At 37.2% G+C, this 16,810-nt stretch carries 16 protein-coding genes; 8 read left to right on the top strand and 8 right to left on the bottom strand.

Translation table 11 applies throughout. The features are described 5' to 3' along the window. Positions 1–46: 46 nt before the first annotated feature. Genes gatB through gatC form a run of 3 tightly spaced genes read right to left on the bottom strand, consistent with a single transcriptional unit; the run spans position 47 to position 3,250 of the window. Positions 47–1,474, bottom strand: a complete 1,428-nt coding sequence (gatB, locus tag FDO66_RS00170) for an Asp-tRNA(Asn)/Glu-tRNA(Gln) amidotransferase subunit GatB (RefSeq protein ID WP_141430390.1) — start codon at positions 1,472–1,474, stop codon at positions 47–49. Positions 1,475–1,486: 12 nt separating this feature from the next. After that, positions 1,487–2,944 carry an Asp-tRNA(Asn)/Glu-tRNA(Gln) amidotransferase subunit GatA gene (gatA, locus tag FDO66_RS00165; protein ID WP_141430389.1) on the bottom strand — a complete coding sequence of 486 codons (1,458 nt, stop codon included), beginning with the start codon at positions 2,942–2,944 and terminating at the stop codon, positions 1,487–1,489. Between the two features lie 15 nt (positions 2,945–2,959). Further along, the gene (gene gatC, locus FDO66_RS00160; protein WP_141430388.1) at positions 2,960–3,250 is read right to left on the bottom strand and encodes an Asp-tRNA(Asn)/Glu-tRNA(Gln) amidotransferase subunit GatC; all 291 of its coding nucleotides are present in this window, start codon (positions 3,248–3,250) and stop codon (positions 2,960–2,962) included. A gap of 211 nt (positions 3,251–3,461) precedes the next feature. Here gatC and FDO66_RS00155 point away from each other — a divergent pair, with 211 nt between their 5' ends. Then, a complete protein-coding gene (locus tag FDO66_RS00155) occupies positions 3,462–3,827 on the top strand; it encodes a cupin domain-containing protein (RefSeq protein ID WP_141430387.1) in 366 nt (121 codons plus the stop codon). Positions 3,828–3,846: 19 nt separating this feature from the next. Here the strand turns inward: FDO66_RS00155 and FDO66_RS00150 are convergent, their stop codons facing one another. The 5 genes from FDO66_RS00150 to pcrB form a co-directional block, all read right to left on the bottom strand. Continuing rightward, entirely contained in the window at positions 3,847–4,299 is a 453-nt protein-coding gene (locus FDO66_RS00150) for a YueI family protein (RefSeq protein ID WP_141430386.1), read from the bottom strand. 155 nt (positions 4,300–4,454) lie between these two features. Continuing rightward, on the bottom strand, positions 4,455–5,603 hold the full coding sequence (locus FDO66_RS00145) for a CamS family sex pheromone protein (RefSeq protein WP_141430385.1): 1,149 nt from the start codon (positions 5,601–5,603) through the stop codon (positions 4,455–4,457). A 4-nt stretch (positions 5,604–5,607) separates the two neighbouring features. After that, positions 5,608–7,623 (bottom strand): NAD-dependent DNA ligase LigA, encoded by a 2,016-nt coding sequence (gene ligA, locus FDO66_RS00140; protein WP_141430384.1) that lies wholly within the window; start codon positions 7,621–7,623, stop codon positions 5,608–5,610. 40 nt (positions 7,624–7,663) lie between these two features. Beyond that, positions 7,664–9,877, bottom strand: coding sequence for a DNA helicase PcrA (pcrA, locus tag FDO66_RS00135; RefSeq protein ID WP_141430383.1), 2,214 nt, complete (start codon positions 9,875–9,877; stop codon positions 7,664–7,666). Positions 9,878–9,947: 70 nt separating this feature from the next. Next, on the bottom strand, positions 9,948–10,631 hold the full coding sequence (gene pcrB, locus FDO66_RS00130) for a heptaprenylglyceryl phosphate synthase (RefSeq protein WP_141430382.1): 684 nt from the start codon (positions 10,629–10,631) through the stop codon (positions 9,948–9,950). A 217-nt stretch (positions 10,632–10,848) separates the two neighbouring features. Here pcrB and FDO66_RS00125 point away from each other — a divergent pair, with 217 nt between their 5' ends. The 7 genes from FDO66_RS00125 to FDO66_RS00095 all read left to right on the top strand — a co-directional run bounded on the left by FDO66_RS00125 (position 10,849) and on the right by FDO66_RS00095 (position 16,795). Next, positions 10,849–11,481, top strand: a complete 633-nt coding sequence (locus tag FDO66_RS00125) for a LysE family translocator (protein WP_141430381.1) — start codon at positions 10,849–10,851, stop codon at positions 11,479–11,481. A 231-nt stretch (positions 11,482–11,712) separates the two neighbouring features. Next, positions 11,713–12,843 (top strand): glycosyltransferase family 4 protein, encoded by a 1,131-nt coding sequence (locus tag FDO66_RS00120; RefSeq protein ID WP_258535509.1) that lies wholly within the window; start codon positions 11,713–11,715, stop codon positions 12,841–12,843. 86 nt (positions 12,844–12,929) lie between these two features. Continuing rightward, positions 12,930–13,976: a CotS family spore coat protein gene (locus tag FDO66_RS00115; protein ID WP_141430380.1), complete on the top strand. Its 1,047-nt coding sequence runs from the start codon at positions 12,930–12,932 to the stop codon at positions 13,974–13,976. Continuing rightward, positions 13,969–14,979, top strand: a complete 1,011-nt coding sequence (locus FDO66_RS00110; RefSeq protein WP_141430379.1) for a CotS family spore coat protein — start codon at positions 13,969–13,971, stop codon at positions 14,977–14,979. The genes FDO66_RS00115 and FDO66_RS00110 overlap by 8 nt, the downstream gene beginning before the upstream one ends. 16 nt (positions 14,980–14,995) lie before the next feature. Beyond that, complete coding sequence (locus FDO66_RS00105) at positions 14,996–15,205, top strand: hypothetical protein (RefSeq protein ID WP_141430378.1); 210 nt, start codon at positions 14,996–14,998, stop codon at positions 15,203–15,205. Positions 15,206–15,328: 123 nt separating this feature from the next. Next, entirely contained in the window at positions 15,329–15,613 is a 285-nt protein-coding gene (locus tag FDO66_RS00100; RefSeq protein WP_141430377.1) for a DUF5316 domain-containing protein, read from the top strand. 654 nt (positions 15,614–16,267) lie between these two features. After that, the gene (locus FDO66_RS00095; protein ID WP_141430376.1) at positions 16,268–16,795 is read left to right on the top strand and encodes a TetR/AcrR family transcriptional regulator; all 528 of its coding nucleotides are present in this window, start codon (positions 16,268–16,270) and stop codon (positions 16,793–16,795) included. Positions 16,796–16,810: the final 15 nt, after the last annotated feature.

Below are 16,810 nucleotides of genomic sequence, written 5' to 3'. Positions count from 1 at the left end.
ATAGACTATACGTCTTGAAGATACCTGTCACTTTTATGACGATTTTTTATCTTTTATTCATTTCTTGTGCTAATAATTGATTTACAAGCTGTGGATTCGCTTGACCTTTTGTTGCTTTCATAATTTGACCAACTAGGAAGCCAACCGCTTTCTTTTTCCCATTTTTAAAGTCTTCAATTGATTGAGGGTTTGCGTCCAATGCTTCCGTGATGACCTTTAATAAAGCACCTTCATCAGAAATTTGAACAAGGCCTTTCTCTTTCACGATCTTCTCAGCATCTCCGCCATTTTCAATCAATTCTTTGAAAACGGTTTTCGCTATTTTTGAAGAGATTGTCCCATCTTCAATTAGTCTAATCATGCCAGCAAGACCTTCAGGTGTTAAGGCAACATCTTCAAGCTCTTTTTGCTCTGCATTTAAATAACCAGAAACCTCTCCCATCAGCCAGTTTGATGCTTGCTTGGCGTCAGCCCCCGCATTTACGGTTGCCTCAAAGAAATCAGACATTTCCTTTGTAATCGTTAAGACATTCGCATCATAAGCAGGAAGACCAAGATCTTCTACATAGCGTTTTTTGCGTTCGTCTGGAAGCTCAGGAATTTCAGCATGAATTCTTTCCTTCCATTCCTCATCAATAACGATATCCAACAAATCAGGCTCTGGGAAGTAACGGTAATCATCTGACCCTTCTTTTACACGCATTAAAATTGTTTTATTGGCAGCATCATCATATCGACGTGTTTCCTGCTCAATAGTACCGCCTGATAAGACGACTTTTTTCTGACGCTCTTCCTCATGTTCAATGCCTTTGCGGACAAAGTTAAAGGAGTTCAAGTTTTTTAACTCTGTTTTCGTTCCAAACTCTTTTTGACCTACAGGGCGAATGGAAATATTAGCATCACAGCGAAGTGAGCCCTCTTCCATTTTACAATCAGAAACGCCTGTATATTGAATAATCGATTTTAATTTTTCAAGATACGCATAGGCTTCGTTCGCTGTTCTCAAATCCGGCTCTGATACGATTTCAATAAGTGGAGTTCCTTGACGATTATAGTCGACTAATGAATAACCATACCCATGGTTTAATTTCCCAGCATCTTCTTCTAAATGAACACGCGTAATTCCTATACGTTTTTTATAGCCGTCTACTTCAATATCAATCCAGCCATGCTCCCCGATTGGCTTATCAAATTGCGAGATCTGATATGCTTTTGGGTTATCTGGATAAAAATAGTTTTTACGGTCAAATTTTGTTTCAGTTGGGATTTGACAGTTCAAGGCCATAGCAGCTTTCATTCCGAAATCTACAGCTTTTTTGTTGATAACTGGCAATACTCCAGGATAACCAAGGTCTATGACACTTGTGTTTGTATTTGGTTCAGCTCCAAATTTATTTGGGCTGGCTGAAAAGATTTTTGACTCCGTTTTCAGCTCAACGTGTACTTCTAGTCCTATGATAGTTTCAAATTTCATGCTTTTCCCCCCTTACAATACCGGTTTCTGCTTATGATAATCTGTTGCTTGTTCAAATGCATGCGCAACCTGATAAACTGTTTTCTCATCGAAATGCTTCCCAATGATTTGCAATCCTAACGGTAATCCATTAGCAAATCCACACGGTACCGAAATTCCTGGCACACCCGCAAGGTTTACTGGAATCGTTAAAATATCATTCGCATACATCGTTAATGGATCATCTACTTTTTCACCAATTTTAAAAGCTGGGGTTGGTGTCGTTGGTCCTACGATCACATCGTATTTTGCAAATACATCTTCAAAATCTTTTTTAATTAATGCACGAACCTTTTGAGCTTTTTTATAATAAGCATCGTAATAACCTGAGCTAAGGGCAAAGGTTCCAAGCATAATTCTGCGCTTCACTTCATCGCCAAAGCCCTCTGCACGAGTCTTTTTATATAAATCAATTAAGTTTTCGGCATCTTGTGTGCGATATCCATAACGAATGCCATCAAAGCGGGAAAGATTAGCAGATGCTTCTGATGACGATAGTAAGTAATATGTCGCTAATGCATACTTAGAGTGTGGTAGGGAGACTTCTTCCCAAGTTGCTCCAAGCTTTTCTAGTACCTTTAACGCATCTAATACAGATTGGCGAGCTGCTTCTCCTACACCTTCTCCTAGATATTCCTTAGGTACAGCTATTTTTAAGCCCTTCACATCACCTGTAAGTGCCTCTGAAAAGTTTGGAACCTCTATTGGAGCAGATGTTGAATCCATCGGGTCTACACCAGCAATTGCTTGAAACAAAAATGCATTGTCTTCAACAGTTCTTGTAATAGGACCAATTTGATCCAATGAAGAGGCAAAGGCTACTAGCCCGAATCGAGATACACGTCCATAGGTTGGCTTTAATCCAACAACTCCACAAAAAGAAGCTGGCTGACGGATTGATCCACCTGTATCAGATCCTAATGAAAACAATACTTCACCTGATGCAACAGATGCCGCTGAACCACCTGAAGAACCGCCAGGAACCGTATCAAGATTCCAAGGATTTTTCGTTTTTTGATAGCTTGAATTTTCTGTGGATGAACCCATTGCAAATTCATCCATATTTAATTTTCCTATAATAACCGTTTCTGCACTATGTAATTTATTTACAATCGTTGCATCATAAATTGGGTCAAAATTGTCTAATATTTTACTTGCACATGTAGTACGCAGCTCTTTTGTAACAATATTATCCTTAACCCCAATTGGCATTCCAAATAGAAGGCCCTTTGATTCGTCGGTGCCAAGTTTTTCATCTAATTTTTTCGCCGTTTCAATGGCTCTTTCTTTATCTAACGTTAAGAAAGCCTGCACCTTATCTTCCACTTCATCAATACGCTTGTATGACTCAAGTACAAGGTCAGTAACAGATATTTCTTTCTTATGTAGCAGTTCGTGAAGCTCAGCTACTTTATAATCAAATAAACTCATCCTTTATTTCCCCCCTTACTCAAATGTTGCAGGCACCTTCACTTGACCGTTCTCATGGTCTGGTGCATTTTTCAATACTTCTTCTACTGGAAGCCCTTTTTGTACGATATCCTCACGCATCACATTTTTCATATCTAACACATGAGAGATTGGCTCAACATCATCTGTGTTTAGCTCATTAAGTTCTTCAGCAAAAGAAATAATCGCATCTAATTGCTTTTGAAATTTCTCTGCTTCTTCCTCAGTAATAGCTAATCTTGCCAGATGGGCAACGTGTTTCACTTCATCTATTGATATTCTTGACATACCTGTCACCTCCGTATTAATCGAACGTTTTCACACTAATATTGATCATATCAAACTTTTCCACACTAAAGCAACATTCGATTACATCAATGAATGCTTAATCCATGCCTATTTTATCATGTATTCTATATACAAACGAATATTTTTTCATCATCAATTTTTGACTGCTCACAATAAATTAAACTATGATAAAAATTAGGAGTTGATCAAAATGAAAATTTTTCTTTTGGATGAAAGCAATAGGAAAAACATATCTAAATTCAATAGCAAGAACTCATCCTATTTACCGATTGCCCGAGAGCAAGTGACGACGATCGGTTGCATGTATTTGGACAAAGACAGCATTTTAGGTATGCATCAGGCACCATGTCATCAATTATTTATAGTTGTAAACGGAAATGGGTGGGTAAGAGTAGCAGAAGGAGAACGAAAAACTGTTCAAAAAGGTACAGCCATCTTTTGGGAAGAAGGGGAATTTCATGAATCAGGATCATTAACTGGGATGACTGCAGTTATTATTGAAGGGCCTAATTTAGACCCAGCAATGTTTAAACAAAGTCTAATATCAGGAAATTAGGTGAAGAGGATTACTTCACCTAGTTTGATTTAAACAGCTTGCTCATATATGATAGCAATCCTTTTTTATTAGGAGATTCTTTATGGACAGAAGCTTGTGATTCGTTCTTTGTCACAAATATTTCTTCTTTATCAATCGCATAATCAAACGCTAGCACTAGCCCAATATCTGAGTTATGTTCTTTATTCGTCACCATGGTGTATTTTACATTGTGTTGATTGGCTATTTTGATATATTTGGATAGATAAGAATAATCCATATGGCCATTTAAATATAAATGAGCTTTAGAGTTTTCCTTCACTGCATTCTCGACCTCTGGATAAATCCCAGCCTCTCTTAGTTGGTTCTGATAAAGAGCAACGACTATCCTTTCTCTTAGTGTACCAAGAAATTTCCGGCGTTCATCAGGATTCGTTTCCTTCACTCCGTGTATTCCTTGCTGAAGATAATCATCTACATTCGATCTTTCCATTCAGGAACCTCCTTAAATTCATTATCCATATTCTCTCTTTTTATTTATAACATATTCATTTAACATAACAAAAGCGCATGTGCGCTTATCTGTCTGAGGCTACAAAAAAACCTCCCCATATAAAGGGAGGAATTCATTCAAATTAAGTGTATTTTTTATTGGTAAATATGAACGAATGGCTCGTCCTGCTCAGCTTTACGAACAATTAAGGACTCTGGTCCGTTAACAGATGAAATACTGACCTGCACCGTAATGTATTTTGGAAAAATCTCCATTACCTTTCCTGTAACGAATTGTGTAAAGCTAATGGCTTCCGCTTTTCCATAAAATTGAATCGGTATTTCAATATCGAGCTGCTGCATATTCTTATCAGCATAAAAAGCTTTACCAATAACTCCATTGAAATTCGGAAAATATTTTTCTACATCCTGTTTAAACTTATTAAAGCGATCGCTATCTTCTTTATTTCCGCCGTTAGGAAACAATACATATTGCTCATCAATCGTTTCCCAATTACCTAGGCTTGAACTTCCCTTAGATGCATTCGCATAGGCTATAAAATTGCCAGGTACAACGGATGACTTTTCCTTTTGTTCAAACAACGCAATCGTAATTGGAACGTTTTTCAAATCATCCATTTCTCTTAGCCTTTTTAAAACCTCCGCTGCGATATTTTTACCTTCTTGTTCAACCTTACCTTTTACATCTGCTTCATAGGTTGCTCCATATTGCTCTGTTTGATAATAATAAACAGAATTGAGGGCCAGTCCAATCACAACTCCACCAAGATGAACCGTTCCATCCGACCCTTTTTCAAGATAGTCATGCTCTAAAATATGGGCTAAATAAATAGGATTCTTTTGAAAGTCAGCTTGTTCATTTCCTTCTTTCAAAGGATTCAGTCCAATGTTTTGTTTCTGATCCAGCCCATTTGCTTTCAGCTGTTCATCTGTAAACTTACGATTTAACCATAATTGAACAATATTTTTCTTTAAATATTGCCCTTCTTGAAAAAAATATTGATTAGGATCAAAATTGCGCTGGGCAATCCTCATTAATCCTGTTTCAAATTCATTAATATCATATCTTGTATTTAAATTACCAACAACTAGCCCCCTTGCCTCTGAAGGTTTAAAGGGTAAAATGCTGCTATAGTATTCATCCGAAATTTTATACTTTGGAATAATAGCTTTCTCATTTGTATCCTGCTTTTCTTGAACTACTTCCTCTTGCTTCTGGAAGTTAGGTGCACAACCTGTCAATAAAAGCATCAAAATAAGAGCAGCCATTGAAATTTTCTTCACGGCGTCACACCTCTATATTATTTAATACTTCAATCAATTTCTCCTCATCCCAAATATCAATGCCTAAATCCTGTGCTTTTGTTAGTTTGGAGCCTGCTTCTTCTCCTGCAATTACAATATGTGTTTTTTTGCTCACGCTGCCTGAAACTTTCCCACCAAGGGCTTCAATTCTTTCCTTTGCCTCGTTCCTTGAAAGCTGTTCAAGCTTCCCTGTTAATACAACCGTTTTACCTGCAAAAATTGAATCAGTTTCTTCTGGAGATACTGGCATTGGCCCTTTGTACTCCATATTAACTCCATATTGCTTCAATTCATCGAGAAGCTCAACTGCCTCTTCCTGCTCAAAAAATGTCGCAATAGAGTCAGCCATTTTTTCTCCAATTTCGTTAATTGCCGTTAATTCTTCTCTTGTAGCCAAAGCAAGTCGATCCATATGGAGAAAAGATTGCGCCAATGTTTTTGCAGCCTTTGCTCCAACATGCCGAATGCCTAATCCAAAAAGGAGTCTTTCAAAGGAATTTGCTTTAGATTGCTCAATCGCTAAAAGGAGATTTTGAACTGATTTTTCTCCCATTCGTTCTAAATCTAAAAGCTGTTCTCTCGTTAGTCGATATAGATCTGCAACATCGCCGATCAGTTTCTCAGAGAATAATTGACTAACAACCTTTTCACCAAGTCCATCAATATTCATCGCATTTCGAGATACAAAGTGAATGAGCCCTTCTCTGATTTGTGCAGGACATTTCGGATTGATGCATCGGAGAGCTACCTCTTCTTCTATTCTAACAAGATCACTTTGACATTCTGGACATTGAGAAGGCATAAAAAATTCCTTTTCTTCTCCTGTTCTTCGCTCAGGTAAAGCTTGTACAACTTCAGGAATAATGTCTCCAGCTTTTTTAACCACAACATAATCCCCTATTCGAATGTCCTTTTCTCGAATAAGATCCTCATTATGCAAGGACGCTCTTTGAACCGTTGTTCCTGCAACCTTTACAGGTTCAAGCAAAGCTGTTGGGGTAACGACACCTGTTCGGCCAACATTCAAATCAATATCTATCAATTTAGTCACGACTTCTTCTGCTGGGAATTTATATGCGATAGCCCAGCGTGGACTTTTTGCTGTCGCTCCTAATTGCTCCTGCTGCTGCAAAGAATCTACCTTTATGACAATCCCATCAATTTCATAAGGAAGATGAGGGCGTTTTTCTATCCATCCCTCAACGAAATGAAGAACCTCTTCTATGTTAGCACATTTTTTTCGTTCTTGATTTGTTTTAAACCCCATACGATCCAATAAATCAAGCCATTCGCTGTGAGCTTTTACCCCTGTTTGTCCTATTTCGCCAACCCCATACAAAAAGATATCAAGGTTTCTTGAGGCTGCAATACGTGGATCAAGCTGTCGAAGAGAACCTGCCGCCGCATTTCTCGGATTAGCAAATGGCTCTTCACCATTCTCTTCCTTTACCCGATTCAGTGCTTCAAAGGAGCTTTTTGGCATAAAAGCCTCACCCCTAACTTCAATGGAAAAAGGCTCCTTTATACGCAGTGGAATGGATCGAATCGTTTTTAGATTGATCGAAATATCCTCCCCTGTTGTACCATCTCCACGAGTCGCACCAAGCGTAAATAATCCATCAACATATCGCAAAGACACCGCTAATCCATCAATTTTCAGTTCACACACATAGGAAAAATCATCACCTACCGCTTGACGAATCTTGCGGTCAAAATCACGCAGATCTGCTTCATTAAAAGCATTGCCAAGGCTTAGCATCGGCTTTTCGTGTTGAACCTTTCTAAACATATCTAATACTTCCCCACCTACTCGTTGTGTAGGAGAATCGGCCGTTTTAAATTCTGGATATTTTTCTTCAAGATTGATTAGCTCTTTCATTAGCTGATCGTATTCAGCATCCGGAACAGATGGCTTATCAAGAACGTGGTATTCATAATTATATTGATCTAACTTCTTTTTCAGATCCGTAATAGCTGTATTCGCAGTTTGAAGGTCCATAGCGACAAGTCCTTTCTTAAAATGTGAGGCTTGCTCCCCGTTAGCCCTTTTTAATAGGAGCAAATTTTGCAAGCAAGCGTTTGATGCCTGTTGGACTAGGAAAGGCAATATCTAGCTCTTTACCTTCTCCTTCTCCCTTTACGCTAACAACAGTACCCGTTCCCCACTTTCCATGTATGGCTTTATCGCCTACACTCCAGCTAATTTCATCCCCGCCTGATGAGATCGAAACAGATCGAGCAGCAGCTCTAGTTTGTACTGATCGCTGTGAAAGTCCATTAAAAGGCGATGCGGATTCTTTCTTTTTAGGCTCCATCCCCTCTAATAATTCTGCTGGAATCTCTTTAATAAAGCGAGATGGAGGATTTATATTTGTTCTACCAAAAAGGGTACGCATCTGTGCATTAGTTATAAATAATTGCTGCTCAGCTCTGGTGATGCCAACATAGGCTAAACGCCGTTCCTCTTCCATTTCCGACTCTTCCATTAATGAACGACTATGGGGAAAAACGCCCTCCTCCAGTCCAATAAGAAAAACAACAGGAAATTCCAAGCCTTTAGCTGAATGAAGCGTCATAAGCACAACGGCATCACTTTTCTGACCATCGTCATCTAATTTATCAATATCAGCAACGAGCGCTAAATCAGTTAAAAAAGCAACTAATGACTTGTCTTCGCTTCCATCCTCAAAGTTTTTCGTAACAGATAAAAGCTCCTCTAAGTTTTCTAAACGGCTTTGGGATTCAAGTGATTTTTCCGCCTTAAGCATCTCCCTATAACCAGACCTATCTAATATTTCTTCTACAAGCTCAGTTACAGATAAATACTCCTGCATATTCGTATAATTTCGAATCATATCTCGAAACTCTGTGACAGCCTTAGTAATTTTAGGACTAAGTCCAATCAACTCAATGGCATCTAACGCTTGGTACATTGACATATCGTGCATGAGAGCAAAATTAGCAATTTTATCGACTGAGCTTGAACCAACTCCACGCTTTGGTACATTGATCACTCTTTGCAAGCTAATATCATCATCAGGATTTGCGATTAGACGCAAATAAGCAAGGGTATCTTTAATTTCCTTCCGATCATAGAACTTAATTCCCCCGACAATGTTGTATTCAATATTTGCTTTTAAAAGCATTTCCTCAAGCACACGCGATTGAGCATTTGTCCGATAAAGAATGGCAAAATCGGTTAATTTACGCTGATCCTTTCTGACCAGCTCGTTAATCTTCCCTACGACAAATTGAGACTCTCCTTGCTCGCTATCTGCGCGATAGTAAAAGATTTTGTTTCCTTCTGCATTTTCAGTCCAAAGGTTTTTCGCTTTCCGATTCATATTATTAGAAATCACTTGATTAGCTGCCATTAATATTTTTTTCGTTGAACGGTAATTTTGCTCTAAAAGAATCACTTGAGCATTCGCATAATCCTTCTCAAAGGAAAGAATATTAGCAATATCTGCTCCGCGCCAGCGATAGATTGATTGATCTGAGTCACCGACAACACAAAGATTTTTAAAGCGAGCAGCTAAAAGCTTTACAAGCATATATTGCGACCTATTCGTATCCTGATACTCATCAACGTGAATATATTGAAATTTTCGTTGATAGAATTCTAATACCTCGGGGACTCTGTTAAACAACTGAATGGTCGTCATAATAAGATCATCAAAATCCAGTGCATTATTTTTGCGCAAGCGTTTTTGGTATTCAGTATAAACATCACTGACGATCTGCTGAAAGTAATCTCCCGCCGTTTTTGAAAACTCCTCGGGATCAATTAATTCGTTTTTCGCACTGCTAATTGACCCTAGCAAAGCTCTTGGATCATATTTTTTAGGATCAATATTTTTTTCCTTAAGAATGCTCTTAATGACAGATTGCTGGTCAGTCGTATCTAGAATGGTAAAATTTCGATTAAAGCCAATTCGATCAATATCTCTTCTCAAAATCCGTACGCACATAGAATGGAATGTTGAAATCCATATTTCCTCACTTACTCCGCCCATCATACTATGAATTCTTTCTTTCATTTCCCTTGCGGCTTTATTCGTGAAGGTAATGGCAAGGATATTGTAAGGATTAACGCCTTTCTCTACCATTAAATAGCCGATTCGGTGTGTTAACACCCTCGTTTTCCCACTTCCCGCTCCAGCCATGATTAACAAGGGACCATCTGTTGTTTTTACTGCCTTTTGCTGCTCAGGATTTAGCCCATTTAGCAGCCGATTTGTTAAAAATTGCATGTGTTTCTTCACCACCATACGAACATATATTCTGTTTTATCATAACTCTTTTTTCCATACTTATCAATGATTAATGTATAGCCTTTAACGTTTTCAATGCTGTATCTATATCTTCATAGATTAAATTTCCAACGACAATTACATCTGCATAAGCCGCCATTTCCTTCGCCTGCTCGAGTGTTGAAATTCCCCCACCATAAAAAAACGTCGTGCTTTCTAATGATTCCTTGACCTTTGCAGCGACCTCAGGTTCTCCATACGTTCCACTATACTCTAAATAAAAGATTGGGAGATGAAACATTTTCTCTGCCATCATTGCATAAGCCGCAACATCTTCTATCTCTAAGCTTGTATTGGCTTTTGTCAGCTGCGCTGCTTTGCATTCCGGATTCATGATGCAATATCCCTGGATGAGAATTTCATTCCAATCCATGATTCCTCCGTATTCCTTAACTGCTTCATGATGCAAGCCTGTTACCCATTTTGTCTCTTGGCTGTTTAATACGGTCGGAATAAAATATAAATCAAATCCAGGTGTAACAGAATCAATTGTTGACACCTCTAACACACAAGGCACAACATATTTTCGCACTCGCGCCATTAAATGCAGCACGTTTTCTAATGTTACTCCATCCGTACCGCCTACAATGACTGCATCCGTTCCTGATTCACATATTTTCTCTAGATCTTCATCTGTAATCGTTTTATTTGGATCGAGCTTAAACACATGGCGCCACTCGCGAACATCGTACATCATACTTCCTCCATTTTAAGAATTCCATTAAATCATTATAGCATTAGTCATTTAAAGAAAAAAAGGAAATCAACAGGAGTTTTAATGAATGGGTAAGGAAACAAAATATTTAATTCAGCAATAGATAAATTCTAAAAATTTTTCAAATAAAATGAAAATACAAGATGAAACTATGGTAAATTAGACGAAACGAAAAACAATAAAGGTGGTAAACATCATGGAACACTTTACCCTATTTATCTTCATGTCTATCCTACTTATTATTCTCCCTGGCCCTGATACAGCCATTGCAACTAAAAATACGTTATCGTTTGGAAAAGCAGGCGGAATAAAAACGATCTTAGGCACTTGTTGTGCTTTATTCATCCATACTTTTGCAGCTGTAGTCGGGCTATCAGCGATTATTGTGAAATCTGCTCTGCTATTCTCCATTTTCAAATATGTAGGAGCTATCTATTTGATCTATTTAGGTATAAAAGCCTTATTGTCTATAAAAAAAGTGGAGAACACCTCAGCTATTGAAAATAAGAACGAACAGAAGGAAGAAAATATTTCATGCTTTAGACAAGGTTTTCTAACAAACATCCTTAATCCAAAGGTGGCTGTTTTCTTTCTTACTTTTTTACCTCAATTTGTTGATTCTAGTAACAATACCCTTATCCCTTTTCTCCTGATGGGGATCACTTATGCAATCTTAACGGCTATTTGGTTCTTACTATATGTATTTTTGATTAATCAAATTAGTGTTTTTATGAAGAAACCTTCTACACAAAGAATTATTCAAGGTATAACTGGAATTGTACTCGTTGGATTTGGAATTAAGCTTGCACTCGAAAAAGCACAACACTAATTTAAGAAAAGCAAAAAAATGGGATGCCCAGAAGCTTATGGGCATCTTTTTTTTGTAATTAGTTTCATTTTTTTTAAATATAAATAGATACATCACTTAGTTCATTCGACGGTTCAATAACGAAAAAAGATTCATATTTTAATATAGGTAAGGAAAAATAACATTTTTTCCTTACTTACACTTGGATAGAAGGAGGGGTATCTTATTAAAATAGCATTCATTTGTACAGAGATGCTTCCAGTTCCACCAATTAGAGGAGGAGCCGTTCAAATTTTAATTGACGGTGTCACACAGCACTTAAGTAAAAAGCATGAATTGACGATTTATTGCATTTCAGACCCAGATCTTCCCAACCATGAAATTGTAAACGATGTTGAATATATACGAGTTCCAAATGAGGATTATGAATTTCATGTCGGAAAAGAATTAGCAAAAAAAAATAAAAACAATGATTATTACGATATCGTTCATGTATTTAATCGACCTAAAAATGTTCTCATCTATAAATCTTCTATGCCAGAAAGCCGGTTCGTTGTAAGCCTTCATAATGAAATGTTTAAGGAAGGCAAAATATCATTAGAAATAGGAAATTTGGTTATTCAAGCCGTAGATCAAATCATGACGATTAGTGATTATATTGGCCGAACCATTATTTCCCGATTTCCTTCTGCAAAAAATAAAATCAAAACTGTTTATTCTGGCATTAGTTTACAGCAATACAAACCACTATGGGATATAAATGCACAGGTAGCGAGAAATACACTAAGACAAAAATACGGTGTAAGCGATCAGAAAGTAATTCTTTTTGTTGGTCGATTAAGTCCTGTAAAGGGGCCTGATGTTCTTTTGAAGGCGATGCAGCAAGTGATCGAGAAACATCCTGATACCTCACTAGTTATTGTCGGTAGTAAATGGTTTAGCGATGACCGTATTGATGATTACGGACAAAGTTTGCGACAGCTTGCCGAAGAGATCGGACAGGATAAAGTAATCTTCACTGGTTTTGTTCCCCCTTATGAAATCCCTTCCTATTTTTTGGTTGGCGATATATTTGTATGCAGCTCCCAATGGCAAGAACCTTTAGCTAGAGTACATTATGAAGCGATGGGAACCGGGTTGCCGATTATTACAACCAACCGTGGTGGAAATGCAGAAATTATTAAACATCTAAAAAACGGCATGATCATCGATGATTATACAAATCCTGAAGCGTTTAGCGAAGCACTATCATTTCTTTTGTCTGATGAAAAAGCAGCTGTCACTTTAGCAAAAGCAGGGAGAGCCGATGTTGAAGATCATTTTGGATTTGAGCATGTATCGCAGAGGCTAGAAAATCTCTATTTAGCATCAAAATCTCAATGATGAACTATTTAATCAGCACTTAGCTTGTATGTATAAGACCATTCATTTATCCCGAAAAATTTTAGCTATCGTAAGGAGGTGTCTTTTTGGACGCCATATTTGAAGAAGTTGTTACACGTGTTATTTCTCATTATCCTTTAGAGGTACGCCAAATTTATTTATTATCCTATAAAGGAAAAAAAGCTGTATGGTCCATTGAAACAAACATAGGGGAAGTCATTTTGAAAAAGGTTCCGTTTAATAAGGATCATATCACCTTCATGGTTCACGCAATTGATTATTTAAGAAACAATGGAATTCAAACACCAGCTGTTATTAAAACACATTCAGGAGATGGCTTTGTCAAGCTCGATGAAGAATACTTTGTCCTTTTCGAAGCAGTCTATGGAAAATCACCGGAATATAAATTTGAAAATGATCTGCTATTAATTTTAAAGGGGATGGCCGCCTTTCATAAAGCCTCAAAAGGGATTGAATCTCCAACTGGAAAATTCCCATCCTTTCTTTTAACAGAATGGAAAACAGACATGCAAAAACGCGTTGAGAAATTGTTAGCATGGAAAAAGCAGCTGTCACAGACAAAGGATAAAAATAAGTTTGATCACCAATTTTTGACTCTAGTTGATACCTTTTTAAAGCAAGCCCAAGCCTCTCTTAATAGACTTAATGACCCGAGCTTTGATCGTTGGGTGGATGAAACCAAAGTTACTAAAACATTGTGCCACCAGGATTTTGCAGCTGGAAATTTAGCTATAGGAAGCAAAGGCTCTCTATATGTTTTTGATATGGACTCTTTGACGGTTGATATCCCTGTTCGCGACATGAGAAAAATATTAAACAAAGTCATGAAAAAAGCGGCGGCATGGGATATTGAGCTTATGATCAAAATGATGAAAGCTTATCAGGAAGTGAATCCTTTAACGAAAGAACAATATCTTATTCTAGTAGCAGACATCCAATTTCCACATTTATTCTATGGACAAGTTTCTAAATATTACGAGAATAGAGAAGCAAAATGGCCGTTTAAAAAACACGTTGACCGCTTAAATAAAATGATTGCGACTGAATTAAGCAAAGAAAGCGTACTTCAGGAATTCGTCACAAGGCTTGACGAGGTGGTCAATCATGAATAGTGTAGAAGAGCTTCAATTAGGTAAACAGTTAATGGCAGCTTATTATCCACATCTTGTTATTTATAATATTCAGGTTATCCAAAGTGGAGGAATCAAAACTATATGGAAAGCAAGCACCTCAGATGGGACAGTTTGCTTAAAACGGATTAGAAAATCCATTCCGATTGTTCAATATACAACAGCCGCTCAATCCTATCTTTCTACTAAAGGTGCCCTTGTTGCTAGTATCGTTCCTACAAAGGATCATAAACTCTACTTTGTTCACGAGGGTTACGCTCTCGTCCTCTATCGCTGGATTGAAGGCACGGACTTGGATATGGAAAAAAATCAAGAACACCTACTTTTAGGGCTAAAAGGCTTAGCGCAATTCCATAAAGATACGGTAGGGTTCGTCCCCCCTGCTGATTGTGAGACTTATGACCGTATGGGGGTGTGGCCTACACACTTTGAAAAAATGCTAGAGGAATTAAAGCAATGGAAAACTGAATCAGAAAAGCAAAACACATTATTCCACCAGTCCTATGTAAAAATAGCCGATGAAATGATTAACTTGGCAAATCAATCCATTCAGTTGCTTAAAAATTCTTGCTACGAAGAGTGGAACAAGGAAATAGGCGAATATGGTTATATGTGTCACCAAGATTACGGTAAAGGGAATGCGCTTCAAACAGAAAAAGGAGTATATGTTCTTGATTTAGATAATCTAGCTTACGATACACCTTTGCGTGATGTACGTAAGCTGATCGCAAAACGAATGGAGGAGCTAGGCAAATGGGATTTAGCCACATTGGAAGAGATGATTGACAGCTATGAATCGATCTTCCCGCTCACTCCAGAACAAAGAAAAATTATTTATATTGATTGGTTATTTCCTCATAAATTTTATGGATATGTGAAAAGTCCTTTTAAAAAAGGGGAAGTGGGAGAAGAAAGAAAGCTCTTAAAATGCTATAAAGTTGAAGTTGAAAAAATGAATGTCCTAAAACAAGTATTAACTATTTAAACGGAGGTGATTAAGTTTGAAATTGGAAGAAGAATTTGTAGGTAGAAGCCTTCACTTTGCGGAGTTATTAAAAAAAGTGGCAAAACAGGTTGAATCAGAAAACATTCTTATAAGAGGAAAAAAGATAGCGCTGCCAAATGAAGATATGGAATTTAAAATTAGTCACAAATCAGATTACGGTGCAAATAAACTAACCATTTTAATTGAATGGCTTGAAAAAGAATAAATTATATAAAAACAAGGACATCTCAATATGAGACATTCCTTGTTTTTATATTTAAACTGTCATCAAATGTAAAAATAATGATAAAATACAAATAACAACCATTTATTATTGAGGAGGATTTAAATGAGATCATTCTTATTTGGCTTAAGCAGTGGGTTAATTTTTTTAACAGCAGGGTTAATGATCGATTCTAATCATTTCATCCTCACTGCTGTAGGAATCATCGGAATCGGGAGTTTGCTCGTTTCAGGACTCCTAACAGGAGCCTTTATCGATGGAGACCGGATCAGAGCAAATTTTGCGAACGAAAATAAACAGGAGCGCAGCAAAAGAATCAACATTAGCATGAACCTCTTCTTGTTTGGACTGCCTAATCTGATTGCTGGTATTTTACTAGTAATATTATAGAGTAAAAGATCACTAAATTAAAGAAGTCTCTCGAAAAGATAACTTATTCCTATCATAAAAATAAATAACACTATATATCCAATGAAACATGTTAATATGCTAATGCTTATGGCTTTTTTTATTGTAATCGTTTCTTTTTTATAAGCGATAAACAGCGCATAATTAATGGAAATTATCGTCATGCAAATAATAACAACAGTAAAAATGGAAAAAACAGTTTGTGGACCCACATCATCACCTACTATTCATTTCTTTAGATAAATCGTCAGCTCTTTTAACACTCAAAAACAACAAAATTTGAGAAAGCACAATAAAAACAAGCCAAAAGTCAATAGTAAGTATAGCAAAAAATAATTGCGATCACATTTAAAACGAGAGAAGTAATTAATCCAAATACAACCTTCTTATCCTTTAATAGAAAAAAATTCATTTCATCCTCTCCTAGTAAATCGTCTATCCTAATAAAATTCGAGCATCAAAGAATATGAAGCCTCCCCCAATAATACTTAACAGAATGCCTAGTGGACCTTTGAAGGAAAATTTGAGAAATTTTTATTGTACTCCCCTTGTTTATCGGAGAAAAATGGACTATACTACAGTTAGTGATTGATCAATCACTAACTGTGAATCTGAAAAAATAAAGGATGAACAAACATGCCAAAAACATCTACAACTTCAGTCAGCCGCCAATCCCAAATCATTTCGGCAGCCATTGAGGTTTTTGCCGAAATGGGTTATTACAGGGCAACAACAGCGAAAGTCGCGGAAAAAGCCGAAATATCTCAGCCTTACGTGTTTAAGTTTTTTTCCACTAAAGAGGAACTGTTAATCGAAGCACTGAAAGTATCATGGAAACGCATCATGGATTCCTTTCTTAAAGTCATCGATTCGACTCCGAACAACCGGTTGGAAGATGAACTGATCGCGTCTTATGAGCAGATCATGAATTCTCACCGTAATGAAATTCTCTTGCAAATGCAGGCACAGTCCATTCAAGAGGACTCCATTATGAAGGTGATGCAGGATGGCTTTAAGGACATCAGGAAAACTGTATATCAAGCTTTTCATGAGGCGGGTATCAAAAATCCAGCGGAACGAACGATGCTATTTCTGGCAAAAGGCATGCTGTGCAACATATCCATGTCGTTAAATTTGCCAGAGCTAATGAAAATAGACGAATAAAAGCGTCTATTTTTT

Origin of the sequence: Bacillus sp. 03113, from assembly GCF_006546985.1 — a bacterium.
GTDB lineage: Bacteria > Bacillota > Bacilli > Bacillales > Cytobacillaceae > VATK01.
The sequence above is the reverse complement of the archived record's forward strand: the minus strand, read 5'-3'. Positions and strand labels throughout refer to the sequence as shown.

Bases quoted from the DNA above. Each gene is read 5' to 3' on its own strand.
- gatA (WP_141430389.1), bottom strand. From the start codon at position 2,944: ATGAGTTTATTTGATTATAAAGTAGCTGAGCTTCACGAACTGCTACAT.
- gatB (WP_141430390.1), bottom strand. From the start codon at position 1,474: ATGAAATTTGAAACTATCATAGGACTAGAAGTACACGTTGAGCTGAAA.
- gatC (WP_141430388.1), bottom strand. From the start codon at position 3,250: ATGTCAAGAATATCAATAGATGAAGTGAAACACGTTGCCCATCTGGCA.
- FDO66_RS00125 (WP_141430381.1), top strand. From the start codon at position 10,849: ATGGAACACTTTACCCTATTTATCTTCATGTCTATCCTACTTATTATT.
- ligA (WP_141430384.1), bottom strand. From the start codon at position 7,623: ATGGACCTTCAAACTGCGAATACAGCTATTACGGATCTGAAAAAGAAG.
- FDO66_RS00095 (WP_141430376.1), top strand. From the start codon at position 16,268: ATGCCAAAAACATCTACAACTTCAGTCAGCCGCCAATCCCAAATCATT.
- FDO66_RS00150 (WP_141430386.1), bottom strand. From the start codon at position 4,299: ATGGAAAGATCGAATGTAGATGATTATCTTCAGCAAGGAATACACGGA.
- FDO66_RS00120 (WP_258535509.1), top strand. From the start codon at position 11,713: ATGCTTCCAGTTCCACCAATTAGAGGAGGAGCCGTTCAAATTTTAATT.
- FDO66_RS00155 (WP_141430387.1), top strand. From the start codon at position 3,462: ATGAAAATTTTTCTTTTGGATGAAAGCAATAGGAAAAACATATCTAAA.
- FDO66_RS00110 (WP_141430379.1), top strand. From the start codon at position 13,969: ATGAATAGTGTAGAAGAGCTTCAATTAGGTAAACAGTTAATGGCAGCT.
- pcrB (WP_141430382.1), bottom strand. From the start codon at position 10,631: ATGTACGATGTTCGCGAGTGGCGCCATGTGTTTAAGCTCGATCCAAAT.
- FDO66_RS00100 (WP_141430377.1), top strand. From the start codon at position 15,329: ATGAGATCATTCTTATTTGGCTTAAGCAGTGGGTTAATTTTTTTAACA.
- pcrA (WP_141430383.1), bottom strand. From the start codon at position 9,877: ATGCAATTTTTAACAAATCGGCTGCTAAATGGGCTAAATCCTGAGCAG.